At 59.9% G+C, this 25,452-nt stretch carries 16 protein-coding genes; 6 read left to right on the top strand and 10 right to left on the bottom strand.

The features are described 5' to 3' along the window. Nucleotides 1–192 precede the first annotated feature (192 nt). The 8 genes from rpsA to mtnA all read right to left on the bottom strand — a co-directional run bounded on the left by rpsA (nt 193) and on the right by mtnA (nt 12,575). Nucleotides 193–1,878 (bottom strand): 30S ribosomal protein S1, encoded by a 1,686-nt coding sequence (rpsA, locus tag ACSPX5_RS15340; protein WP_007950918.1) that lies wholly within the window; start codon nt 1,876–1,878, stop codon nt 193–195. A gap of 120 nt (nt 1,879–1,998) precedes the next feature. Next, nucleotides 1,999–2,688, bottom strand: coding sequence for a (d)CMP kinase (cmk, locus tag ACSPX5_RS15345; protein ID WP_439819860.1), 690 nt, complete (start codon nt 2,686–2,688; stop codon nt 1,999–2,001). Next, nucleotides 2,685–4,892: a bifunctional prephenate dehydrogenase/3-phosphoshikimate 1-carboxyvinyltransferase gene (locus ACSPX5_RS15350; RefSeq protein WP_439822033.1), complete on the bottom strand. Its 2,208-nt coding sequence runs from the start codon at nt 4,890–4,892 to the stop codon at nt 2,685–2,687. Before ACSPX5_RS15350 ends, cmk begins: the two co-directional genes overlap by 4 nt. 28 nt (nt 4,893–4,920) lie before the next feature. Then, nucleotides 4,921–6,033: a histidinol-phosphate transaminase gene (gene hisC / locus ACSPX5_RS15355; protein WP_439819861.1), complete on the bottom strand. Its 1,113-nt coding sequence runs from the start codon at nt 6,031–6,033 to the stop codon at nt 4,921–4,923. A gap of 13 nt (nt 6,034–6,046) precedes the next feature. Then, nucleotides 6,047–7,141 (bottom strand): prephenate dehydratase, encoded by a 1,095-nt coding sequence (pheA, locus tag ACSPX5_RS15360; RefSeq protein ID WP_169431379.1) that lies wholly within the window; start codon nt 7,139–7,141, stop codon nt 6,047–6,049. Further along, nucleotides 7,141–8,226 carry a 3-phosphoserine/phosphohydroxythreonine transaminase gene (serC, locus tag ACSPX5_RS15365; RefSeq protein WP_169431380.1) on the bottom strand — a complete coding sequence of 362 codons (1,086 nt, stop codon included), beginning with the start codon at nt 8,224–8,226 and terminating at the stop codon, nt 7,141–7,143. Before serC ends, pheA begins: the two co-directional genes overlap by 1 nt. A gap of 64 nt (nt 8,227–8,290) precedes the next feature. Next, nucleotides 8,291–11,074, bottom strand: coding sequence for a DNA gyrase subunit A (gene gyrA, locus ACSPX5_RS15370; RefSeq protein ID WP_207865513.1), 2,784 nt, complete (start codon nt 11,072–11,074; stop codon nt 8,291–8,293). Nucleotides 11,075–11,498: 424 nt separating this feature from the next. Continuing rightward, a complete protein-coding gene (gene mtnA / locus ACSPX5_RS15375) occupies nt 11,499–12,575 on the bottom strand; it encodes an S-methyl-5-thioribose-1-phosphate isomerase (RefSeq protein ID WP_114884665.1) in 1,077 nt (358 codons plus the stop codon). Nucleotides 12,576–12,683: 108 nt separating this feature from the next. On the opposite strand from mtnA, the gene ACSPX5_RS15380 reads away from it, so the two are divergent. The 5 genes from ACSPX5_RS15380 to ACSPX5_RS15400 all read left to right on the top strand — a co-directional run bounded on the left by ACSPX5_RS15380 (nt 12,684) and on the right by ACSPX5_RS15400 (nt 17,571). Continuing rightward, complete coding sequence (locus ACSPX5_RS15380) at nt 12,684–14,018, top strand: TRZ/ATZ family hydrolase (RefSeq protein WP_169431382.1); 1,335 nt, start codon at nt 12,684–12,686, stop codon at nt 14,016–14,018. Between the two features lie 58 nt (nt 14,019–14,076). Next, nucleotides 14,077–14,775 (top strand): bifunctional 2-polyprenyl-6-hydroxyphenol methylase/3-demethylubiquinol 3-O-methyltransferase UbiG, encoded by a 699-nt coding sequence (gene ubiG / locus ACSPX5_RS15385; protein ID WP_007950906.1) that lies wholly within the window; start codon nt 14,077–14,079, stop codon nt 14,773–14,775. A gap of 4 nt (nt 14,776–14,779) precedes the next feature. Further along, complete coding sequence (mupP, locus tag ACSPX5_RS15390) at nt 14,780–15,451, top strand: N-acetylmuramic acid 6-phosphate phosphatase MupP (protein ID WP_169431383.1); 672 nt, start codon at nt 14,780–14,782, stop codon at nt 15,449–15,451. Nucleotides 15,452–15,542: 91 nt separating this feature from the next. Continuing rightward, nucleotides 15,543–16,283, top strand: a complete 741-nt coding sequence (locus ACSPX5_RS15395) for a YciK family oxidoreductase (protein WP_169431384.1) — start codon at nt 15,543–15,545, stop codon at nt 16,281–16,283. Nucleotides 16,284–16,644: 361 nt separating this feature from the next. After that, on the top strand, nt 16,645–17,571 hold the full coding sequence (locus ACSPX5_RS15400) for a GGDEF domain-containing protein (protein ID WP_207865515.1): 927 nt from the start codon (nt 16,645–16,647) through the stop codon (nt 17,569–17,571). Between the two features lie 202 nt (nt 17,572–17,773). Here ACSPX5_RS15400 and ACSPX5_RS15405 read toward each other — a convergent pair whose 3' ends face one another. Together ACSPX5_RS15405 and ACSPX5_RS15410 are read right to left on the bottom strand one after the other, a co-directional pair. Beyond that, the gene (locus ACSPX5_RS15405; protein WP_439819862.1) at nt 17,774–18,535 is read right to left on the bottom strand and encodes a TenA family transcriptional regulator; all 762 of its coding nucleotides are present in this window, start codon (nt 18,533–18,535) and stop codon (nt 17,774–17,776) included. Nucleotides 18,536–18,614: 79 nt separating this feature from the next. Continuing rightward, nucleotides 18,615–21,077 carry an EAL domain-containing protein gene (locus ACSPX5_RS15410; RefSeq protein WP_439819863.1) on the bottom strand — a complete coding sequence of 821 codons (2,463 nt, stop codon included), beginning with the start codon at nt 21,075–21,077 and terminating at the stop codon, nt 18,615–18,617. A gap of 211 nt (nt 21,078–21,288) precedes the next feature. On the opposite strand from ACSPX5_RS15410, the gene ACSPX5_RS15415 reads away from it, so the two are divergent. Continuing rightward, nucleotides 21,289–25,452 carry a deaminase domain-containing protein gene (locus ACSPX5_RS15415; RefSeq protein WP_439819864.1) on the top strand — a complete coding sequence of 1,388 codons (4,164 nt, stop codon included), beginning with the start codon at nt 21,289–21,291 and terminating at the stop codon, nt 25,450–25,452.

Here is a 25,452-nt window from a genome sequence, read left to right on the forward strand (position 1 = left end):
GCCAGGCCGGCAGCCCGACTACTGCGATCTCAAACCAAGCCTAGCTGCTAACAGGCGATTGATCCCAATAAAGAAACAGACCACTTAGAAACTCGATTGGTTTCGCTGGCGCACCACACCCCTGACCGACCACTGAATCGCAGGCACAAAAAAGGGCGACCGAAGTCGCCCTTTTTAATGATCAGACAGAACTCAGTTCTGTTTGGCCATTGCTTGACGCAGCAGTGCCGCCATGGTGGTGTCAGCTGCTTCACCTTCCGGAGCTGCTTTCAGGCTCTGGATGGCTTCTTTCTCTTCAGCATCATCTTTCGACTTGATCGAGAGCTGGATTACGCGGCTCTTGCGATCAACGCTGATGATCTTGGCTTCTACTTGCTGGCCTTCTTTCAGAACGTTGCGCGCGTCTTCAACGCGGTCACGGCTGATTTCGGAGGCTTTCAGAGTCGCTTCGATATCGTCGGCCAGAACGATGATGGCGCCTTTGGCGTCAACTTCTTTCACGGTGCCAGTAACGATTGCGCCTTTGTCGTTAACCGAGACGTACTCGGAGAACGGATCGCTTTCCAGCTGCTTGATACCCAGGGAGATACGCTCACGCTCCGGGTCAACCGACAGGATAACGGTGTCCAGCTCGTCGCCCTTCTTGAAACGACGTACGGCTTCTTCGCCCACTTCGTTCCAGGAGATGTCGGACAGGTGAACCAGACCGTCGATGCCGCCGTCCAGACCAATGAAGATACCGAAATCGGTGATCGACTTGATGGTGCCGGAGATCTTGTCGCCCTTGTTGAACTGGCCAGAGAAGTCTTCCCATGGGTTCGACTTGCACTGCTTGATGCCCAGGGAGATACGACGACGCTCTTCGTCGATGTCCAGAACCATGACTTCCACTTCGTCGCCGACTTGTACGACTTTCGAAGGGTGGATGTTCTTGTTGGTCCAGTCCATTTCCGAAACGTGTACCAGACCTTCAACGCCTTCTTCCAGCTCAGCGAAGCAGCCGTAGTCGGTCAGGTTGGTTACACGAGCGGTAACGCGAGTGCTTTCTGGGTAACGGGCTTTGATAGCAACCCATGGATCTTCGCCCAGTTGCTTCAGGCCCAGGGAAACACGATTGCGCTCGCGATCGTACTTCAGAACCTTGACGTCGATCTCGTCGCCAACATTGACGATTTCGGAAGGGTGCTTGATACGCTTCCACGCCATGTCGGTGATGTGCAGCAGGCCGTCCACGCCACCCAGATCGACGAATGCGCCGTAATCGGTGAGGTTTTTGACGATACCTTTGACTTGCTGGCCTTCCTGCAGGGATTCCAGCAGAGCTTCACGCTCGGCGGAGTTCTCGGCTTCCAGGACGCTGCGACGGGAAACGACAACGTTGTTGCGCTTCTGGTCCAGCTTGATGACCTTGAATTCCAGCTCTTTGCCTTCCAGGTGCGTGGTGTCGCGCACTGGACGGACGTCAACCAGGGAACCTGGCAGGAACGCACGGATGCCGTTAACGTCGACAGTGAAGCCGCCTTTAACCTTACCGTTGATAACGCCCTTGACCACTTCCTCAGCTGCGAAGGCTGCTTCCAGAACGATCCAGCATTCAGCGCGCTTGGCTTTTTCACGGGACAGCTTGGTTTCACCGAAACCGTCTTCAACCGAGTCCAGAGCAACGTGAACTTCGTCACCGACGTTGATGTTCAGTTCGCCAGCGTCGTTGTAGAACTGCTCCAGAGGGATCAGTGCTTCGGACTTCAAGCCAGCGTGAACGGTTACCCAGCGAGCCTGGTAATCGATATCAACGATAACACCGGTGATGATGGAGCCTGCCTGAAGGTTCAGGGTCTTTAGGCTTTCTTCAAAGAGTTCCGCAAAGCTTTCGCTCATTTTAATTCCTGTTGATTAGGGCGAAAAAGTACGCCCATCTCCACATCCCAGACAATGTGGGTTAGTTTCATTAAAAAGAAGCACCGCAGGACTATGACTGGTCCCCTGTGGCCTTCTTGGTCACCCGGCGATATCGCGAATGGCGATCTCGCTCATGATGCGTTCAAGCACCTGATCGATGGACAACTCCGTGGAATCCAGCTGTATGGCGTCGGCCGCCGGCTTGAGCGGGGCCACCGCTCGCTGGGTGTCACGCTCGTCGCGCGCACGGATCTCATCTAGCAGACTCGACAGACTAACACCCTCGACTTTGCCCTTCAACTGCAAATATCGACGGCGCGCCCGCTCCTCGGCACTGGCGGTCAGGAAAATCTTCAAAGGCGCATTCGGAAACACCACCGTTCCCATGTCGCGACCATCGGCCACCAGACCCGGCGCTTCCTGGAAAGCACGCTGGCGCTGAAGCAGCGCCTCGCGCACGGCCGGCAATGTTGCCACCTGGGAAGCGCCGGAACCGACGCTCTCGGTGCGGATGACATCGCTGACTTCATCACCTTCCAGAATGATGCGCTGCAACTGACCGTCGGTCGCTGCAATAAACTGCACATCCAGATGAGCGGCCAGTTTCTTCAGCAACTCTTCATTGGTCAGGTCGACACCATGGTTGTGCGCAGCAAACGCCAACAGGCGATACAGCGCTCCGGAATCCAGCAGATTCCAGCCCAGACGCTTGGCCAAAATCCCGGCTACGGTGCCTTTGCCCGAGCCGCTTGGCCCATCGATGGTGATGACCGGAGCAATGTTGTTCACGACTGAGCCTCTTGCGCCACACGAATGCCGACCTGCGCGCACAGCGCCAGGAAGTTCGGGAACGATGTCGCGACGTTGGCGCAATCATGGATGCGGATCGGTGCAGAGGCGCGCAACGAGGCCACGCTGAAAGCCATCGCGATACGGTGATCGCCATGACCGTGCACTTCGCCGCCGCCGATCTGGCCGCCGTCGATAATGATGCCGTCCGGGGTCGGTTCGCACTTGACGCCCAGCGCCAGCAAACCGTCCGCCATGACCTGGATACGATCCGATTCCTTGACCCGCAGCTCTTCGGCGCCAGTCAGCACGGTGCGCCCTTCGGCACAGGCTGCAGCCACGAACAGTACCGGGAATTCGTCGATGGCCAGTGGAACCAGCGCTTCCGGAATCTCGATACCCTTGAGTTTAGCTGCTCGCACGCGAAGATCCGCTACTGGCTCGCCGCCCACTTCACGCTGGTTTTCCAGGGTGATATCGGCGCCCATCAGACGCAGGATGTCGATCACACCGGTGCGGGTCGGGTTGATGCCGACGTGCTCGAGCACCAGCTCGGAACCTTCGGCGATCGACGCCGCCACCAGGAAGAACGCCGACGACGAGATGTCGCCTGGCACTTCGATGTGGGTCGCAGTCAGCTTGCCGCCGGACTCGACCGATGCCGTCGCACCGTCGACGCTCACCGAATAGCCGAAGCCGCGCAACATGCGCTCGGTATGATCACGGGTAGGTGCCGGCTCGGTAACAGTGGTCTTGCCTTCGACGTACAGCCCCGCCAGCAGCAGGCAGGATTTCACCTGAGCACTGGCCATCGGCATGGTGTAGGTCAGGCCTTTGAGCTTGTGACCGCCGCGAATGGTCATCGGCGGACGACCGTCGGCAGCGGTTTCGATCACGGCGCCCATTTCCCGCAGCGGGTTGGCCACGCGATTCATCGGACGCTTGGACAGCGAAGCATCACCGGTCAGGGTGCTGTCGAAGTCCTGCGCGGCCAGCAGGCCGGACAGCAGGCGCATCGAAGTGCCGGAGTTGCCCAGATAGATCGGGCCCGGCGCAGGTTTCAGGCCGTGCAGGCCGACACCGTGGATGGTCACGCGACCATGATGCGGGCCTTCGATGACCACACCCATGTCGCGAAACGCCTGCAAGGTCGCCAGGGCATCTTCGCCCTCCAGGAAGCCTTCGACTTCGGTGACGCCATCAGCCAGGGAGCCGAGCATGATCGAACGGTGGGAAATCGATTTGTCACCCGGTACGCGAATCCGACCGGACAGGCGGCCACCAGGTTGAGCCAGGAAGATCAGATCGTTGGAATTCATAGCGTCCACATAGGCCCTGCGGGCCAGGATTTTACTGAAATGCTCGCGGGCAACCCGGGCGCGCGTGAAGACGCCCAACAATTGGTGCCCATCCCCTGCATCGACCGCGTCGCGCAAGGCGTCGAGGTCGCTGCGAAATGTATCGAGTGTGCGCAGGACAGCCTCGCGGTTGGCGAGAAAGATGTCATGCCACATGACCGGGTCGCTTCCGGCGATTCTTGTGAAATCGCGAAAACCACCCGCAGCGTAACGGAAGATCTCAAGGTTTTCATTGCGCTTGGCCAGTGAATCGACCAGACCGAAGGCCAGCAGGTGCGGCAGATGACTGGTCGCGGCCAGCACTTCATCGTGACGCTCGACCTGCATGTGCTCGACGTCGGCGCCCAGCTCGCGCCACAAGCGATCAACCACCGCCAGGGCAGCCGGATCGGTCTGCTCCAGCGGGGTCAGAATCACCTTGTGACGACGAAACAGCTCCGAGTTGGAGGCTTCCACCCCGCTCTGCTCGGAGCCGGCAATCGGATGGCCCGGCACGAAACGCGCCGGCATGCCGCCGAACGCTTCGGTCGCCGCGCGCACCACATTGCCCTTGGCGCTGCCGACATCCGTGATGATCGCCTGACCCAGATCCATGCCGGCCAGGCGGGCCAGCACTTTTTCCATGGCCAGGATCGGCACCGCCAACTGAATCACGTCCGCGCCCTGGCACGCCGCCACCAGGTCATCTTCGCAACGATCCACCACGCCCAACTCGACCGCCAGCTTGCGCGATTGCGGGTCGAGATCGACCCCGACTACTTCGCGGCACACGCCGCTTTCACGCAAGCCCTTGGCAAACGAACCACCGATCAACCCCAGACCGACCACCACCAGGCGCCCGATCATAGGTGCAGCAGATTGCAGCGCAGTGACATCACCCACGAGCCAGAACCTTGCGCAGCGCTTCGAGGAAGCGGCTGTTTTCCGCCGGCAGACCGATGGTCACCCGCAGATGGTTCGGCATGCCGTAGTTGGCCACAGGACGCACGATCACGCCTTCGCGCAGCAGGCCCTGGAACACCGGAGCCGCCACCTGACCGAGATCGATGCAGATGAAGTTGCCCTTGGACGGAATCCAGCTCAGGCCCAACTCGCGCAAACCCGCTTCCAGCTGTTGCATTCCGGACTCGTTGAGTTGACGGCTCTGCGCCAGGTATTCCACGTCCTTCAGTGCCGCACAGGCCGCAGCCAAGGCCAGGCTGTTGACGTTGAACGGCTGGCGTACACGATTCAGCACGTCTGCCACCACCGGGGTGGACAGACCATAGCCAACGCGCAGTGCCGCCAGGCCATAAGCCTTGGAGAAGGTGCGCGAGACCAGCAGGTTCGGATAAGCCGCGAGGAAATCCAGGCCATCCGGCAGATCGCTGCCTTCGGCGTATTCGATGTAGGCCTCGTCCAGCACCACCAGCACGTGCTCCGGCACGTCCTGCAGGAACTCGTCCAGCGCCTCGGCGCCGAACCAGGTACCAGTTGGATTGTTCGGGTTGGCAATGAACACCACGCGCGTGTTGGCATCGATGGCGGCCAGCATCGCCGGCAAGTCATGGCCCCAGTCCTTGGCCGGCACGACCTTGGCCTGAGCACCGACTGCCTGGGTCGCAATCGGATAGACCGCGAACGCGTGCTCGCTGAACACCGCGTTCAGGCCCGGCGCCAGATAGGCACGCGCGACCAGTTCGAGAATGTCGTTGGAGCCGTTGCCCAGAGTCACCTGGTTCAGCTCGACGCGGCACTGCTCGGCCAGCAGGGATTTGAGCGCGAAACCGTTGCCGTCCGGATAGCGGGTCAGTTCGTCCAGCGCTTCGCGGATGGCGGCCAGCGCTTTCGGGCTGGCGCCCAACGGGTTTTCGTTGCTCGCCAGCTTGACGATGCTCGCCGGATCCAGATCCAGCTCGCGTGCCAGTTCGTCCACGGGCTTGCCCGGCACGTATGGCGAAAGTTGTTGCACGCCCGGCTGTGCCAGAGCGAGGAAGTTGCCACTCATTTGCTACCGCCCCTTAAAGAACTGCTTTCGGGTAGGAACCCAGCACCTTGAGTGCTACTGCTTCCTGACTGATCTTTTCCAGTACACCCTTGATCAGCGGATCACGGTGATGGCCAACGAAGTCGATGAAGAACACGTAGGTCCATTTGCCACTGCGCGACGGACGGGTTTCGATCCGGGTCAGGTCAATCCCGTTGTCATGGAACGGCACCAGCAGCTCGTGGAGCGCGCCGGGCTTGTTGCTCATGGACACGATGATCGAGGTCTTGTCGTCGCCGGTCGGCGGCACTTCCTGGTTACCGATCATCAGGAAGCGCGTGGAGTTGTCCGGGCGATCCTCGATCTTCTCCGCCAGACGGGTCAGGCCATACAGCCCGGCCGCCATGTCACCGGCGATCGCCGCCGAATTCCATTCGCCCTTGACCCGCTTGGCCGCTTCGGCGTTGCTGGCAACCGCCACGCGCTCGACATTCGGGTAATGGGCGTCCAGCCACTTGCGGCACTGGGCCAGCGACTGGGCGTGGGAATAGATACGGCTGATGCTGTCAGTCTTGGTGTTTTCACCGACCAACAGGTGGTGGTGAATCCGCAGCTCCACTTCGCCGCAGATCACCATGTCGTGCTCAAGGAAGCTGTCGAGGGTATGGTTGACCGCGCCTTCGGTGGAGTTCTCCACCGGCACCACGCCAAAATTCACCGCACCGGCCGCCACTTCACGGAACACTTCGTCGATCGCGGCCATCGGCTTGCTGATCACCGCGTGACCGAAGTGCTTCATGGCCGCCGCTTGGGTAAAGGTGCCTTCCGGACCGAGATAGGCCACTTTCAGCGGATTCTCCAGGGCCAGGCACGAGGACATGATTTCACGGAACAGCCGCGCCATCTCTTCGTTGCCCAGCGGCCCCTTGTTGCGTTCCATCACGCGCTTGAGGACTTGCGCCTCGCGCTCGGGACGATAGAACACCGGCTGCTCGCCTTCGGCCAGACTGGCCATCTTGACCCGGGCAACCTCCTCGGCGCAGCGAGCGCGATCGCTGATCAGCTGGAGGATCTTCTCATCGAGGCTGTCGATGCGAACGCGCAGCGCCTTGAGTTCCTGCTCGGACATCAGGAATGCTCCTTCTCGAATTCAGCCATGTAGCCGACCAGAGCCTCGACGGCGTCCAGACCCAGGGCGTTGTAGATCGAGGCACGCATGCCGCCGACCGAGCGATGCCCCTTGAGATTGAGCAGGCCGCGGGCGTCAGCGCCGGCCAGGAACGCCTTGTCCAGACGTTCATCCGCCAGGCGGAACGGTACGTTCATCCAGGAACGGGCATTGGTGCTGATCGGGTTGGTATAGAAGTCGCTGTTGTCGATGAAGCCGTACAGGCGATCTTTCTTCGCCTTGTTGCGCTGCTCCATCGCGGCGACGCCGCCCTGCTCCTTCAGCCACTCGAAGACCAGGCCCGAGAGGTACCAGGAATAGGTGGCCGGCGTGTTGTACATCGAACCGTTGTCGGCCGAGATCTTGTAATCGAGCATGGTCGGGCACGAGCTGCGGGCACGGCCCAGCAGGTCTTCACGGACGATCACCACCACCAGACCGCTCGGGCCGATGTTCTTCTGCGCACCGGCGTAGATCAGGCCGTACTGCGACACATCGATCGGACGCGAGAGGATATCGGAGGACATGTCGACCACCAGCGGAACGTCACCGGCCTCGGGAACCCAGTCGAACTGCAGACCGCCGATGGTTTCGTTGGACGCATAGTGCAGATAGGACGCACCCGGGGTCAGTTTCCACTCGTTCTGACCGGGAATGGCCAGGTAGTCATAAGGCTTGGCGCTGGCGGCAACGTTGATATTGCCGAAGCGACGCGCTTCTTCGATGGCTTTCTTCGACCAGATGCCGGTTTCGACATAGTCGGCAGTGCCGTTCTCGGGCAGCAGGTTCAGCGGAATCTCGGCGAACTGCTGGCTCGCGCCGCCCTGCAGGAACAGCACTTTGTAGTTGGAGGGGATGGACAGCAGGTCGCGCAGGTCCTGCTCGGCTTTCTCGGCAATGGCCACATAGTCGTCGCTACGATGGCTCATTTCCATGACCGACAGACCCTTGCCGTGCCAGTCGAGCATCTCGGACTGGGCACGCAACAGGACAGCTTCAGGCAGCGCAGCGGGACCTGCGCAGAAGTTAAAGGCTCGTTTGCTCACATCCACTCTCGCTATGCAATCACGGTAGCGGACAGAGCAAACACTCTGCCCTGCTACGATTTGGTTAGTCTTGCGACTCTTCTTCGTCTGCGGCATCCGCCTGCAGGTTGTCGACTGCATCGTCCGGTTCGGCGCCGATCACGCCCTCTTCCAGTTCGACACCTTCTTCACCTTCAAGCTCTTCACCCTCGACTTCCGACGGCTCCTGAACCCGCTCCAGACCGACCAGGGTTTCATCCTTGGCCAGCTTGATCAGGGTCACGCCCTGGGTGTTACGACCCAGACTGGAGACTTCGTCGACGCGGGTACGCACCAGCGTGCCCTGGTCGGAAATCAGCATGATTTCTTCGCCATCCTGCACCTGAACCGCGCCGACCAGACGGCCGTTACGCTCGTTGCTGACCATGGCGATAACGCCCTGACCGCCACGCTTGTATTCAGGGAACTCGGTGATTGCCGTGCGCTTGCCGTAGCCACGCTCGGAAGCCGTCAGGATCTGGCTGCCCTCTTCCGGGATCAGCATCGAAATCAGTTTCTGCCCTTCCGGCAGACGCATGCCACGCACACCGCGAGCGGTACGGCCCATGGCGCGGACTTCGGATTCCTTGAAGCGCGTCACCTTGCCACCGTCGGAGAACAGCATGATTTCCTGCTCGCCATCGGTGATGGCAGCGGAGATCAGGATGTCGCCTTCGTCCAGCTCCAGCGCGATCAGACCGACGCTGCGCTGACGGCTGAAGGCCACCAGCGGGGTCTTCTTGACGGTACCATTGGCGGTCGACATGAAGATGAACGGTGCCTTCTTGCGGTCGGCAGCCTTGATGCGCGCGCGGCGCTCTTCTTCGGTCTCGTTGCTGTTTTCGATGTCTTCTACATCGGTCTCGGCGCCTTCGGCTTCTTCTTCATCAGCCTGACGCTTCATGGCTTCGAGATCGACCGGCAGCATGGTGGTGATGTATTCACCGTCATCGAGCGGCAGCAGGTTGACCAGCGGACGGCCACGGGCAGCGCGGGACGCTTCCGGAATCTCGTAGGTCTTGAGCCAGTACACCTTGCCCTTGCTGGAGAACAGCAGCAGCGTGGTGTGACTGTTGGCGACCAGCAGGTGAGCGATGTAATCCTCATCCTTCACGCCGGTAGCCGATTTGCCTTTACCGCCACGACGCTGAGCCTGGTACGCAGCCAATGGCTGGGTCTTGGCATAGCCACCGTGGGAGATGGTCACGACGCGCTCTTCTTCCGGGATCATGTCACCCAGGGTCAGGTCGAGACGGGCATCGAGGATCTCGGTGCGGCGCACGTCGCCGTATTCGGCGCGGATCACTTCCAGCTCTTCGCGGATCACTTCCATCAGGCGCGTGGCGCTGTTGAGGATGCGGATCAGCTCGCCGATCTGGTTGAGGATCTCTTGATACTCGGCCAGCAGTTTCTCGTGTTCCAGACCGGTCAGACGGTGCAGACGCAGCTCCAGAATGGCTTGCGCCTGTTCCGGCGAGAGGAAGTACTTGCCTTCACGCAGACCGTATTGCGGATCGAGGTTTTCCGGACGGCACGAATCGGCACCGGCACGCTCCACCATCGCGACCACAGCCGACGATTCCCACGGCGTGCTGACCAGCGCTTCCTTGGCTTCCGACGGCGTCGGCGAAGCCTTGATCAGGGCAATCACCGGGTCGATGTTCGACAGGGCTACCGCCTGACCTTCGAGGATGTGGCCACGCTCACGAGCCTTGCGCAGTTCGAACACGGTACGGCGGGTAACGACTTCGCGACGGTGACGGACGAAGGCTTCCAGCAGATCCTTGAGGTTGAGGATCCGCGGACGGCCGTCGATCAGCGCAACGATGTTGATGCCGAATACCGATTGCAGCTGGGTCTGGGCGTAGAGGTTGTTGAGGATCACCTCAGGCACTTCGCCGCGACGCAGTTCGATCACAACGCGCATACCGTCCTTGTCGGACTCGTCGCGCAGCTCGGTGATGCCTTCGAGTTTCTTCTCTTTTACCAGCTCGGCGATCTTCTCGATCAGACGCGCCTTGTTCAGCTGGTAAGGCAGCTCGGTGATGACGATCTGCTGACGGCCACCGACCTTGTCGATGTCTTCGATGATCGAACGGGCGCGCATGTAAATGCGGCCACGGCCGGTGCGGTAGGCTTCAATGATGCCGGCGCGACCGTTGATGATCGCGGCGGTCGGGAAGTCCGGACCGGGGATGTATTGCATCAGCTCATCGACGGTCAGTTCGGGATTGTCGATGAGGGCCAGGCAACCGTCGATGACTTCACCGAGGTTGTGCGGCGGAATGTTGGTCGCCATGCCCACGGCAATACCGCTGGAACCGTTGACCAGCAGGTTCGGAACGCGGGTCGGCATGACCGCCGGGATCAGTTCGGTGCCGTCGTAGTTCGGCACCCAGTCCACGGTTTCCTTGTGCAGGTCGGCCAGCAGCTCGTGCGCCAGCTTGGTCATGCGCACTTCGGTGTATCGCATGGCCGCGGCGTTGTCGCCGTCCACCGAACCGAAGTTGCCCTGGCCGTCGACCAGCAGGTAACGGAGGGAGAAAGGCTGCGCCATGCGGACGATGGTGTCGTACACCGCGGTATCACCGTGCGGGTGATACTTACCGATCACGTCACCGACGACACGGGCAGATTTCTTGTACGGCTTGTTGAAGTCGTTGCCCAGCTCGCTCATCGCGAACAGCACGCGACGGTGCACGGGCTTCAAGCCATCGCGCGCATCCGGCAGTGCACGGCCGACGATCACGCTCATCGCGTAGTCGAGATAGGACTGTTTCAGCTCGTCTTCGATATTGACCGGGAGGATTTCTTTGGCCAGTTCGCCCATGAGAAGCCTGATTCCTTTTTCTGGTGAAACTTCGCCATATCCATAGGGGACGCACGAAGCTCGTCGATGCAGGCCGAGTGCCATGCGCCGACTTACGACAAATCGACAAGTTGACCCTGGATTTGCGCAGTGAAGACAACCCCGTGGGACTGCCTCGGAAAACGCCGGATGTTATCACAAGAGCCGCCACGCACCTATCCCCCAGATGCGCATGGAGCATAGTTAGATGACCGATGACAGGCTTAAAGGGGACGAGAGAGGCTCAGAGCTTCCCTGAATGCAAATTTCGGGACGAAATTGCGGATGTTTATTGACTTTCAAGGCACCATCGCGAGCAGGCTCGCTCCCACAAGGTTCTGTGGCGATCACAAAACCTGTGGGAGCGAGCCTGCTCGCGAAGAGGACAACGCAAACATCAAGCCAATCAATGCAAGCGCTTGCGGCACATCAACTGCGCCATTTTCGCGGTATCGGGACGTTCGACGATGCCTTTCTCGGTAACGATCGCATCAATCAGGTCCGCCGGCGTCACGTCGAACACCGGATTGAACGCCTCGACATCCGCCCCGACACGCTTGCCGCCAACTTCCAGCAACTCGGCGCCGTCGCGCTCCTCGATCGGAATGTCATCACCGCTGGCCAGGTTCATGTCGATGGTCGAACTCGGCGCCACGACCATGAAACGCACGCCGTGGTGCATGGCGTTGACCGCCAGTTGGTAGGTGCCGATCTTGTTCGCCACGTCGCCGTTGGCGGTGATCCGGTCGGCGCCGACGATCACCCAGGTCACACCTTTGGTTTTCATGATGTGCGCGGCGGCGGAGTCGGCATTGAGGGTTACCGGAATGCCTTCATTGGCCAGTTCCCACGCGGTCAGGCGCGAGCCTTGCAGCCAGGGACGGGTTTCGTCGGCGTAGACGCGCTCCACCATGCCCTCGATGAACGCTGCGCGAATCACCCCGAGCGCGGTACCAAAACCGCCGGTGGCCAGGGCGCCGGTGTTGCAGTGGGTCAGGATCGCCTGGGCGTTGCCCTGATGCTTGCGGATCAGGTCGACGCCGAGCTGGGCCATGGTCAGGTTGGCTTCGCGATCGCTTTCATGAATGGCAATGGCCTCGGCTTCGAGCGCCTCCAGCGGATCGGCGTTGTCCTTCAGGCGATCCAGCCGGTCATGCATGCGGTTCAGTGCCCAGAACAGGTTGACCGCCGTTGGACGGGAATCGGCCAGCAGCATGAAATCCTCTTCCAGCGCGGCATACCAATCGCCACCCTCGGCAATTCGGGCACGGGCGGCCAACACGATGCCGTACGCGGCACTGATGCCGATGGCCGGCGCACCGCGCACCACCATCGAGCGAATCGCCTCTGCCACGCCGGCAGCGCTGGTGTAGGCGATCCAGTTTTCCTCGAACGGCAAAACGCGCTGATCCAGCAGGTGGAGCGCGCCATCACGCCAATCGATGGCCTTCACTTTCTCCGCAGCCAACAGTCGATCGCGCATCCCTCACCCCGCACTCATGAACAAAAGCCGCCGATTATAGCGATCCCCCCGTGAAGACGCTCGGGTATACTTCGCCATCCTTTACAAAAGCACTGGAACCGACCCTCGATGCCGAAACCTGCCATTGCGCTCGACTTATTATTGCTGCCGACCTGGCTGGTACCCGTCGAACCCGCAGGCGTTGTGCTCAAGGAGCATGGCCTGGGCATCCGCGACGGTCGCATCGTGTTCATCGGCCCGCGCGCCGAAGCCTTGAAGTGTAACGCCGCTGAAGTCCGCGAATTGCCGGACGTTCTGCTCGCCCCCGGCCTGATCAATGCTCATGGCCATGCCGCCATGACCCTGTTCCGCGGCCTCGCCGACGATCTGCCGTTGATGACCTGGCTGGAAAACCATATCTGGCCGGCCGAGGGCAAGTGGGTCGATGAAGATTTCGTGCGTGACGGCACCGACCTGGCCATCGCCGAGCAGATAAAAGGCGGCATCACCTGTTTCTCGGACATGTACTTCTTCCCGAAGGTTGCCAGTGAGCGCGTACACAACAGCGGAATTCGCGCGCAGATTGCGATTCCGATCCTCGACTTCCCGATTCCGGGCGCCGCCAGCGCCGATGAAGCCATTCGTCAGGGTGTCGAATTGTTCGGCGACCTGAAGCATCACGAGCGCATCAAGATTACCTTCGGCCCTCATGCACCCTACACCGTTGGTGACGAGAACCTGGAAAAAATCCGCGTGATCGCCGAAGAACTGGATGCTTCGGTCCACATGCACGTCCACGAAACCGCCTTCGAAGTGCAGCAAGCGGTCGAACAACGCGGTGAACGCCCATTGGCCCGCCTCGGCCGACTGGGCCTGCTCGGACCGCGCTTCCAGGCCGTGCACATGACCCAGATCAGCGATGACGACCTGGCGTTGCTGGTAGAAAGCAACACCAGCGTGATCCATTGCCCGGAGTCGAACCTGAAACTGGCCAGCGGCTTCTGCCCGGTAGAGCGTCTGTGGCAGGCCGGGGTCAACGTCGCGGTCGGCACCGATGGCGCGGCGAGCAACAATGATCTGGACCTGCTGGGTGAAACCCGCACCGCCGCCCTGCTGGCCAAAGCCGTCGCCGGCTCGGCCACCGCACTGGACGCCCACCGGGCGCTGCGCATGGCCACGCTGAACGGCGCGCGCGCCCTGGGAATCGAAGCCGAGACTGGCTCGCTGGAGCTCGGCAAGGCTGCGGACATTGTCGCTTTCGACCTGTCCGGCCTTGCGCAACAACCGGTCTATGACCCAGTTTCGCAACTCATTTACGCCACCGGCCGCGACTGCGTAAAACACCTGTGGGTCGCCGGCAAGCAGTTGCTCGACGACCGCCGCCTGACGCGCCTGGACGAACAGCAGCTCGGCGAAACCGCCCGGGCCTGGGGGCGACGCATCAGCGGCCACACCGAATCGTAAACACCCCGGAGCAGACTTCGGGGCTACAACCCTTTTTCAAGTTTTAGAGGATTGAATCATGAGCAACGTCGACCACGCCGAAATCGCCAAATTCGAAGCCCTGGCCCATCGCTGGTGGGACCGCGAAAGCGAGTTCAAACCGCTGCACGACATCAACCCGCTGCGGGTCAACTGGATTGACGAGCGCGTCAACCTGGCCGGCAAGAAGGTGCTCGACGTCGGCTGCGGCGGCGGCATCCTCAGCGAAGCCATGGCCCAGCGCGGCGCGACCGTGACCGGCATCGACATGGGTGAAGCGCCGCTGGCGGTTGCACAGCTGCATCAACTGGAATCCGGCGTGAACGTCGAATACCGCCAGATCACCGCCGAAGCCCTGGCCGAAGAAATGCCCGAGCAGTTCGATGTCGTCACCTGCCTGGAAATGCTCGAGCACGTGCCGGACCCCTCCTCGGTGATCCGCGCCTGTTTCCGCATGGTCAAGCCCGGTGGCCAGGTGTTCTTCTCCACCATCAACCGCAACCCGAAGGCGTACCTGTTCGCCATCGTCGGCGCCGAATACATCATGAAACTGCTGCCGCGCGGCACCCACGACTTCAAGAAATTCATCCGCCCCTCCGAGCTGGGCGCCTGGAGCCGCATGGCCGGCCTGACCGTCAAGGACATCATCGGCCTGACCTACAACCCGCTGACCAAGCACTACAAGCTGGCGGCGGACGTTGACGTCAACTACATGATCCAGACCCTGCGCGAGGAATAAGCCGATGGCCATCAGAGCAGTCCTTTTCGACATGGACGGCACGCTGCTCGACACCGCGCCCGACTTCATCGCCATCTGCCAGGCGATGCGCGCGGATCGCGGCTTGCCGCCGATGAACGACAAGCACATCCGCGACGAAATCTCCGGCGGCGCCAAGGCCATGGTCGCGGTGACATTCTCGATGGATCCGGAGTCGCCGGGCTTCGAGGAGCTGCGCCTGGAGTTCCTCGAGCGCTACCTCGCCGGTTGCGCCGTGCACAGCAAGCTGTTCGACGGCATGGGCGAATTGCTGGCCGACATCGAAAAAGCCAATCTGGTCTGGGGCGTGGTCACCAACAAGCCGCTGCGCTTCGCCGAGCCGATCATGCAGCAGCTGGGACTGGCCGAGCGCTCGGCGTTGCTGATCTGCCCGGATCACGTCAAGAACAGCAAACCGGATCCCGAGATGCTGATCCTTGCCTGCAAGATGCTTGACCTGGATCCGTCGAGCGTTCTGTTTATCGGCGATGATTTGCGTGACATCGAATCCGGCCGCGATGCCGGCACCAGGACCGCCGCCGTGACCTATGGCTACATTCACCCGGACGACAACCCTCGGCACTGGGGGGCGGATGTCGTGGTGGATCACCCGCTGGAGTTGCGCAAGGTGCTCGACAACGCACTCTGCAGTTGCTGAGACCTTACGCTGAGCGTCATTGGCTGCATTCCCACGCGGTCGCGTTCGACGCCTCGACGTGGGAACGATCTGACTCTTGATGAGGTTTTTTATGTTTGATTACACCGCTCGCCCCGAATTGCTCAAGGATCGGGTCATTCTGGTCACCGGTGCCGGTCGCGGCATCGGCGCCGCTGCCGCGAAAACCTACGCAGCCCACGGTGCCACCGTTCTGCTGCTGGGCAAGACGGAAGCCAACCTGACCCAGGTCTACGACGAGATCGAGGCGGCCGGGCATCCTCAGCCGGCCGTGATCCCTTTCAACCTCGAAACCGCCCTGCCCCATCAATACGATGAGCTGGCGGCGATGATCGAGACCGAATTCGGTCACCTCGACGGCTTGCTGCACAACGCCTCGATCATTGGCCCGCGCACGCCGATCGAGCAGTTGTCCGGTGAAAACTTCATGCGCGTCATGCAGGTCAACGTCAACGCGATGTTCATGCTGACCAGCACCTTGTTGCCACTGCTCAAACTGTCCCGGGACGCCTCGGTGGTGTTCACTTCCAGCAGTGTCGGGCGCAAGGGCCGCGCTTACTGGGGTGCCTATGGCGTGTCCAAGTTCGCCACCGAAGGTCTGATGCAGACCCTGGCCGACGAGGTCGACGGCGTGGCCCCGGTGCGTTCCAACAGCATCAATCCGGGCGGCACCCGCACCAGCATGCGCGCCCAGGCGTACCCGGGGGAAAACCCGCTGAACAACCCGACGCCGGAAGAGATCATGCCGGTCTATCTGTACCTGATGGGCCCGGACAGCACGGGCATCAATGGCCAGGCATTCAACGCCCAGTAATGCCATACGTCGCATTTGTGGCCGTGGCGGTTTCCCGTCATGGCATACATTTGCCGCTTTGCGCAGACCGTTTCAGTCAAATAACCACCACCCCGCTCAACGTTAAAAATTCAAATCGTTGATTCATAACGGTTTTAATAAAACCTGAACTGAATGGCACGACTTTCGCTCTACATTTCCTCAAAGCACGCCGAGTGAAGGCAGTCGGGCAAGGCCTGATTCGATAGCTGACTAATCGTCATCGGGCAGACTAAACTTACGCCAAACGTCCTACGGGACTGATGGATCAGTATGACGCGCAGCCCATAGCCGCTCTCACCCAGCCTGTAAGACAGACTTACTGCTTAGGGGCTCACGCCGTATGAAATCACCCTCCCAGACCACTGCAATTGACTTCGACAGTGCCAAATTGCAACGCCTGGGCTTTGGTCAGCTGCCTCCGCTTCTGCAGCGACCTGTCAGCGCGGCGCAATTGCGCCAGCAACTGAGCCTGCAACTGCAAACCAGCCTTGAGCCCCAGCGCATCCTCGGCCTGTTTTTCCGCGAAGTTCAACGCCTGGTGCCCCTGGACGCCATGACCTATGTGCACAGCGGCAGCGATTTACGCCTGGAGTTCGGCGCCCGCGGCCACCACTCGGTCAGCTACAGCCTCAGCCACGAAGGCGAGCACATGGGTGAACTGGTATTGCGGCGCAATCAGCGGTTCAGCGAAGTCGAGCTGGGCAACTTCGAGTCGCTCCTGTCTTCGCTGCTGTATCCGATGCGCAACGCGCTGCTCTATCGCGTCGCCACGCAAACAGCCCTGCGCGATCCGCTGACCGGCACCGGCAATCGCATCGCCATGGAGCAGACCCTGCAGCGGGAGATCGAGATGTCCCGGCGGCACTTGCAACCCTTGTCGTTGCTGATGCTGGACATCGACCACTTCAAACAGGTCAATGACAGTCATGGTCACAGTGCTGGCGATGAAGTGCTCAAAGCCGTGGCGGCGTCGATCAAGAATCAGTTGCGCAATGTCGACATGGTTTTTCGTTATGGCGGGGAAGAGTTTCTGATTCTGCTGTCCAACACCAGTCGCGAAGCCGCCGCAATGGTCGGTGAACGTCTGCGCCATGCAACGCAAGCCCAGGACTACTATGCCGATGGCCAGTTGATCGAGCTGACCGTGAGCCTTGGCTGCGCCACCCTGCTGCCCGGCGAATCGTCCGACAGCCTGCTGCGCCGCGCCGACAGCGCGCTCTATGTGGCCAAGCGCGAGGGACGCAATCGCCTGACGATGGCCGGCTAGACAGCTGCCGGCAATAAAAAACAGGAGCCTGTGGCGGGCCGTGTGAAAACACAGCCTGCCAAGGCCCGGTTTTCACCTTGGATATAGCGCATAAGAAAAATGCCCGTATCTTGCGATACGGGCATTTTCTTTAACCGGCCAGCAGATTGCCAGGTTTTCACACGGTCTGTGTGGGCTCCCGTTTTTATGGGCGCTGTCGGAACTAGCTCTCGACCAGTGCCCGTCGCTCGCGACCGACCAGCACCCGCTCCGTCAACTCCAGCTGCATGCAGCGCTCGAGGAACAGATACATATAGTCATAACTCTTGCACACGGCCTGGCGCAGCTCCGTTTGCAACGCACGACTCGGATTTGTCCCGGCCAGGGTGCAGATGATTTCCAGCGCCTCCCAGGGGTGAGCGTCATCGTACTGGGCGTGCATCTTCAGCCACTTCATTGCCCGTTTGCGATCCTCTTCAGGGAATGCGGCGGCATACACACCGGTCGAGCAAACCAGCGCCGACCACTCCCCGGTCGCGCCTTCGATCGCATAGTTGGTGGCGGCAATGGCCACGATCAGCGAATCCGTCGAACTGGTGTGCCAGCACCAGTGACTCAGGGCGTGCAACTCCGGCGGCACTTGCTGCGCCTGCAAGTCTTCCAGACTTACACCGTGGGCCCGACTCCAGTTCAACCAGTAATCGGCGTGATTGAGTTCGACGCGGATGTTGCGCATCAGCCAGCGCCGCGCCATGTCTTCCCCGGGGTGACGGGCAAATTTGGTTTTGGTGAGATTCTGCGCCATGTACAACGCGAACTGCTCAACGACGGGCCAGCCCCCGATCAGGTACTGGCGCATGGTCTTGGCGCTGAGCTTGTTATCACGCATGCGCAGATAAAGTTCATGTTCGACAACCCGGCGTTTGCTCTCGCTGCAATCCTGGATCAACTGTTGCGCCCAGGCGGGATAACTTGCAGCTTCCATGAGTGGTCCGGTTCGGTTGAATGTGTCGATCACTGTTCGGCTCCTTTTGATTTGTGATTGTAAGGATCGGCAAGAGACTTCAACGGAACGTGCCAGGCGCTTTGAATAACAGCGGCTGCGGTCTGGCGGGCCGGCTTTGCAAACTGTCGCAGGTAAACAATTGCGGGCGCTCGACTACATAACCCTGAGCGTAATCCACACCAATTTCAAGCAACGCCTGCTCGATTTGCACTGTTTCAACAAACTCGGCAATTGTCTGCTTACCCATGACATGCCCGATGTGGTTGATCACTTCGACCATAGCGCGGTTAATCGGGTCGTCCAGCATATCCTTTACGAAACTCCCGTCGATCTTCAGGAAGTCTACAGGCAAATGTTTCAGATAAGCGAATGAAGACATTCCGGCACAAAAATCATCAAGGGAGAAGTAACAACCTAAGCCTTTGAGTTCATTAATAAATCTGATTGCACTGCCGAGATTTGCAATTGCACTGGTTTCCGTAATTTCAAAACAAATCATTTCAGGCGGTACGCAATAGATATCAAACTGTTCCCGTAGAAAGTGCAAGAAAGCGTCATCTCCGATAGTAATGCCTGAAAGATTAATCGCACACATTGCCAGAGGGCCTTCGCACTCTTCGTTAATACATTGGGCGATAACCTTAAATACATTCTCCACAACCCAGCGATCCAGCGAGGTCATCAAACCGTAACGTTCCGCTGCCGGTATGAAACTGTCCGGCAGAATCATCCGGCCTGCCTCGTCATGCAGGCGCAACAGAATCTCGATGTGCCCGCGGTCGCCAGCAGCGACCGAACCCAACGGGGCGATTTCCTGGGCGTAGAGACAAAAACGGTTTTCCTCCAGGGCCATGTGCAGGCGTTGCACCCACGCCATCTCGCCAAAACGCAGGGACAATTCCGAGTCGTCGGCATGGTAGACCTGCACCCGGTTGCGGCCCTTTTCCTTGGCCATGTAGCAGGCCATGTCGGCGGCCCGCAACGAGGTTTCGAGGGTGGTCGGAGTCTGGGAAACATGCACCAGGCCGATGCTGACAGTGGTCAGGAACGGGCGTCCCTTCCAGACGAAATGCAGATTCTGCACGGTCTGACGCAAGCTTTCGGCGATCTTCTCGGCCGCCTCCGGCGCGCAGTTCTCCAGCAGGATGCCGAACTCATCGCCGCCCAGCCGAGCCAGGGTGTCGCCCTCGCGCAGACCTGACTGCAGCAACGCGCAGATATGCCGCAGCAACTCGTCGCCGGCCGCGTGACCGCAGGTGTCGTTGACCAGTTTGAATTGATCGAGATCGAGGAACATCAATGCATGCCGCCCCGGCTGCCGGGTCAGGTTGTGCAGGGCCTGTTCGAGGCGGTATTCGAACTCGCGACGGTTGGCCAGGCCGGTCAGTGCATCGTGGGTGGCCTGCCACGACAGATTGGCGATGTATTGCCGCTCCTGGGTCATGTCATGCAGCACCAGCACCGTGCCGCTGACCTTGCCGGCGTTGCGGATCGGCGCGCCGACCAGGGTCACCGACACGGTGCTGCCGTCCAGTCGCTGGATCAGCTTCGAGTGTTCACTGCCGCCGGTGAGCTGGCCGCTGAGAATGTGCTCGATCAGGGTCAGCCCTTCGGTCTGGGCGTTGTCATCCAGCAGATTGAACAACGCCGCCAGCGGCAGACCGGAAGCCTGTTCAGCCTTCCAGTGAGTCAATGCTTCGGCGGCCGGGTTCATGTAGTCGATCGCCCCGCTCACATCGGTAGTGATCACCCCGTCGCCAATGGAATGCAGGGTGACATGAGCCCGATCCTTTTCCATCTGCAGCGCTTCGGCAAAGGCGTGCCGCTGCTTGAGCAATTTGTGGGTGCGCAGCAGCGCCAGCACGATCAGGCCCAGCGCGGTGGCGAGGTTGGTGAACAGCAGCAGGCGCATGATCATCCGCGAGCCTTCACCCAAGGCATCGCTGAACGCCTTGGCGGCCGGCGTCACGCCGTCGTTGATCGCAAAGATCCGGTCCTTCCAGCGGTGGATATCGGCCTCGGTGGCGGCATTGGCAGTGATGCGCTGATGCATCTCTCGCGCCACGCTGTCGAGCTCCACCAGGTAGGCGTCCCCCAGCGTCCAGCGGTCGATGGCGGTTTCCAGATAGCTGAAGTGACGGAAATTCAGGTACAGCCAGATCAGGCTGGAGACATCGTCAGGGTGGTTGCCCCCCTTGAGAATGCCCTCGCGCGCCGATTGCAGGTCGGGCGGTTGCCTGTCCAGTGCCAGGCGCAACTGGTGGCCGCCCTGGGGCACGGCGATTGCGCTCTGGTATTTGAGGTAAATCGCCTCGTCACGGCTGTCGGCATAGAGGTTGAGGTAATAGATGGCGTCTTTCTGGCCCTTGGACCACAGGCTCTCGCCCGCGACATAGCCGCGAACGGCCGACAGGACGTAAAGACTCACGCCCCCCAGCAATGCCTGAAACAACACGACGGCGATGAATGGCCAGACGATGCCCAGCAACCGAGGCGTTCCGAGAGTCCGCTTTTGCTTCATGGTATTCCTTGCATGAGCACTGCCTGATCGTCCTGCGAACATCCCCCCAAGACTAGGAGGCCTTCACGGTTCCGGCAAGCGGCGGATCAGCCTCAGTTCAGGACAGAAGCTCGATAGACATATGTACGGCCACCATTGTGGGCGGGACCGATTAACTGTGCGCTCCAGGCATCCCCCTCTGTGGCGGGAATGCTTTCACAAGGAGTGTGATATGTCCTCGACGTCTCCAGCTTCAATCGATCCATCGGCAACCGCAGAATCGAACGCTCGCAAGACTCTGGGCCTGGATGCCAGCCCGGATATCGAATCCCTGGTTCCCCGGCCGACCGCCAGGGACCGCAAAAGGTTCAAGGCCGCGCAGCTTGCGACACCGCCCCTTGCGCCCTCCATGACCCTTGAGCAGTACAAGGCGAAACGCATCAATGAGCAAATAATCGAAACGGTCAGATCCTTTCTGATCGGCAAGCCCTCGCTGATCCGTCATTTGAGCGGCAGTATATTGCGCCTCTCGGACCCGGAAGAACTGCGCGCGACACCTTCGGTTTTCCTCCAGCGAATACTGGATACCCCCGAATCACTGGATCTGACAGAACGGCTGCTGAAAAAGCTCAAATGGTACGGCGCATCCCCCGGCGAACAGACGCCGGCATCGGTGCGTTATCAATTGATCTGCAAAGCCATCTGCCTCTATCTGCACGCCCCCTCAGCTGACGAGCCGCAAGAGCTCGCCGGCTTCCACTGGCAGGACCCGACTCACCGGGGCAAGAGCTACCAAACCTTGCGCCACGATTTCGAACAGCATTTGCTGCGCACTGGCCGGGTTGCCAATACCAAAGAGGCGATCCTGCTGGCTCAGGTATTCCAGACCCGCCTTTCGAAAGACTTCAGCGTACGTGATGTACCACCGGAGCTTCGTTACAAGACCTCGGTGGTATGGGTGAACTTCATGCACGGCGTATTGCTGGCCGAGGATCTTGGCCTGGATCCGTCGCAGCCATTGTCCTTCCAGCAACTTGTCGATCTGCCTCTGGAGCGCAGCACCGGCGCATCGGCCGAACAACTTGAGGCGATTGCACGATTGCGTACAGGCCCTGCCCTGGAATGGGCCGTCTGCACCGGCGCCATTGCGCAGCGAACGACAACCGATTACGACCCGGAAGATATCAGGCGCGCGCTGACAGCACTGGAAGAACAAACCGAGCGCCTGAACAAAGCCGTGACGACACTGGACTTGCGTCCTCCTGAACGATTGCAGATGGCCAGGCAGGTCATGACTGACTTGTTCAGAGGCGTCACGTTCGAACGGGACGGGCGCAAATTGATGTCTGCGGATCCGAGTCATAGTCATTCCAGAGCACCACTGGACCTGAATAAACAGCAAGGCCACGACTTTCTGGATGTCTATGCAGACGGTCAGCTTGATGGCGGGAAGCGATGGATCGTCTCCATGCCCGATGGCACCACGCGCTCGACGACAGCACTAAGGCTCGATGGACAGCGAATGCTCTATGCCGAGCGGGAAAACCGGCGTGGCGGTTATGACCGGGTGGACGACGATGTCTACAGTTGGGCAGGCTATTTTTTGCCTGACATCAACGCCCGGTTCGAAACCGCCTTCAACGACTACCTGACAACCATCAGACAGGCATATCAATCGCTGATTGCCAGTTTACTGACATCACTGCCAGCGGCTGATCGCCGGGCGCTGGTTCAAGGTGAAGTCCAGGTGCTGAGCCTGCGGCAGAAACCCGGGCCGAATGCCAATTCGGAGCAGGTCCGCGCAAGGAAGGGTTTTGTTCTGAAAGTGATCCACGGCACAGACATCACCTACTACGAGCTCATTCCGAGTGCGGGCGTCATTCGTCAGCGGACCGGTTTGAGGTTTTCCACCATCAATGGCGTTCGCACCGAGTTTCCACTGCATGCCTCGATTCCGGGACAAAGCTATTCCCCCGAGCGCAATCTGAGTACTTCCCTTCTGCTCGACTGGTCCGCCCACCTCCACGGCAGAGCGCCGGCAGAGCGAGCATCGTGTCCTGGATTCCTCGATATCATGGGGTTCATGCCGGCAGCGGTATCGCCCGTTCAAACCGTTACCGAGGAGGAAACCAGCCTGACGGCATCCCGACTGAATGAGGTGGCTCGCTATATTTCAACGAACTTCCTCTTCGTCGATGAGCAGCATTTGCGCCAGCAGGCCCGAGGCATCACGACCTTCGACACCGCTCGGGCGAAAACCGAGAAGCGACTGGAGACGTTCCTGTCCATCGTCAAAGGATTTGTGCCTTTCTGGGGCAGCATCGATGATCTTCTGTCGGACAGCACCACCAGCAAAGTCCTGGGCGGGGTAGGACTCCTGTTTGACCTGGCGTCATTCCTTCTCCCTATCGGCAAATTTATCTCGGGCTCGGTGCGCCTGCTCCGTGCCTCTGCCGGCACTACTCGCATGGCCGTCAAAGCGAGTCTTCCGCCCTTCTCGACGCTGACTCGCAAGCTTCTGACCGCTTCACTGGCAAACCTCAATCCGCTGGACGGTATCCCCTCACTACTCAGAGGTCTGGGGAGCGGTGCCGGCAGAGGACTGCTCTTCATCGGTCGGGCGAGTATCGGCGGCATCAGAAGACTCACGGGACATGCAGACAGCTACCGACTGGTTCAAAACCTGCCCCAGGCCATCGATCCCGGGAGCTGGAAGCCGCTGACCAATACCGACGAGCTGGCAACGGTCAACGGCATTGATGACATCATTGTGCGTCACACCAATGCGTTGGATCTGAAACAACTGCACCTGGTCGACCCGGTCACATCCCTGCCTTACGGCCCGCGCCTGCACAACAACACCAGGAATCTCATCCAGGGCAGGTCCACGTTCAAGAAATTGCCGCCAACCGAATCCCATGCCCTGTCCGAACTCCCGGAACACGCCCATGTACGAGAAATCCTGGAGGTTGATGGTCGAACCACGATGTTGATTGATGACATCCCCTATCGTCTGGACGGCGATCAATTGCGTCGCGCCGATCTGATCGATGATGCATCGCTTTTAAAAACGCTGCCCTGTCGGGTACGGCGCAAGGGTCCCATAGCCTGCAAGACACGTTTTGTCACCGGTGATCTCGCCCCGCACCCGGATATCGGCAGTTTCGACGAAAGCAAAGGCTGGGCCCCCTGGTTCGGAGACAGCATCTATACGCCAGCAGTTGAAGGGCGAGCGAAGCTGTTCAAACACCTGAAAAGGAAGAACCGGCTCGACGCGACGATGGAATTTCAGAAAGGGATATACGGCAGAATCAACGTAAAAACGCCCTATGGAACCCGAGGTGAATTCGACACCTTCCAGGCCGGTGCCATCATCGTTCCCGCCATGGACGAATCGAAGCGCTATGTATTTACCCGGCTGGATGCCGGAGCCTTCTACGTTGCCGAACTCCCCAAGGGGCAAAACATTTCCGGCCCCCTGAAACTGCGCCAGGCCAAAACCCTGCCCAACAATTTGCGAAAAGAACTGATGACTGTTTATACCGGCTCACTCAACGCCAACAACACGGCGAGGATCTATGGTGTGCCGGCGGTGGAGCGCGCTCTGAAAACCATGGAGGAGATTGCCATTCCGATTGGTGGCCACAATCATCCACCCAATACCCTCAATCTGCTCAAGGTCGACACAAGTCCCGGCGAGGCGGTGCTGTTCGACCACTCCACGCGGATGATTGTCAGCCAACTCCAGACCGGAGCAGCGTCCTGGTCTCGCAGCGGCACCGCACCAGCCGCCCTGCGCCAAAGGGCTGCGGACATATTCGACACACTGTTTGTCAAGAAAACCATCAATGTCGTGGCAGGCGCCGACTTGCGGATCAATAAAACGATGAAAAAATTCCAGAAGCTGCTCCCGAGCCACCTGCAAACCGAGAACGCGAGAAACATCGCTTACGCCGACATCGTAACCTCGACCGGCAAGCGGGAGGTTTACGTCAGTATCTCCGGCGCAAGGGGACTTACAGGGGAACTGCCACTGTTCAAACATCCATTCGCCCCGGACAAGGTCATCGTAGGCGATACGACCTACTTCAACATCGACTTCGGCCAGACATTTACCAGAACTTCTTTGAACGTCTCCCCCGAGGGGAAAATATTGGCTATTCCCCGTACGATCAAGGACGTACACAACTACACGCCGGAGATGACCAGTCGACCGACCTCGCTGGACAGTGAATCCAAGCTGATCAGTGTGCTTCGGCAAAAGTACCCGGACAACTCGATGATCACATCGGTGGATGTGGCGACCACCATGCCTCCATGCACCAGCTGTTCAGTCGTCATGAAGGCGTTCGGCCACAACGCTGGAGCGGATGCACTGAAGGTCTTGTGGGGCTGA

It is taken from the genome of Pseudomonas sp. HLG18 (assembly GCF_051903985.1).
In the GTDB taxonomy this organism is placed as follows: Bacteria; Pseudomonadota; Gammaproteobacteria; order Pseudomonadales; family Pseudomonadaceae; genus Aquipseudomonas; species Aquipseudomonas fluorescens_BT.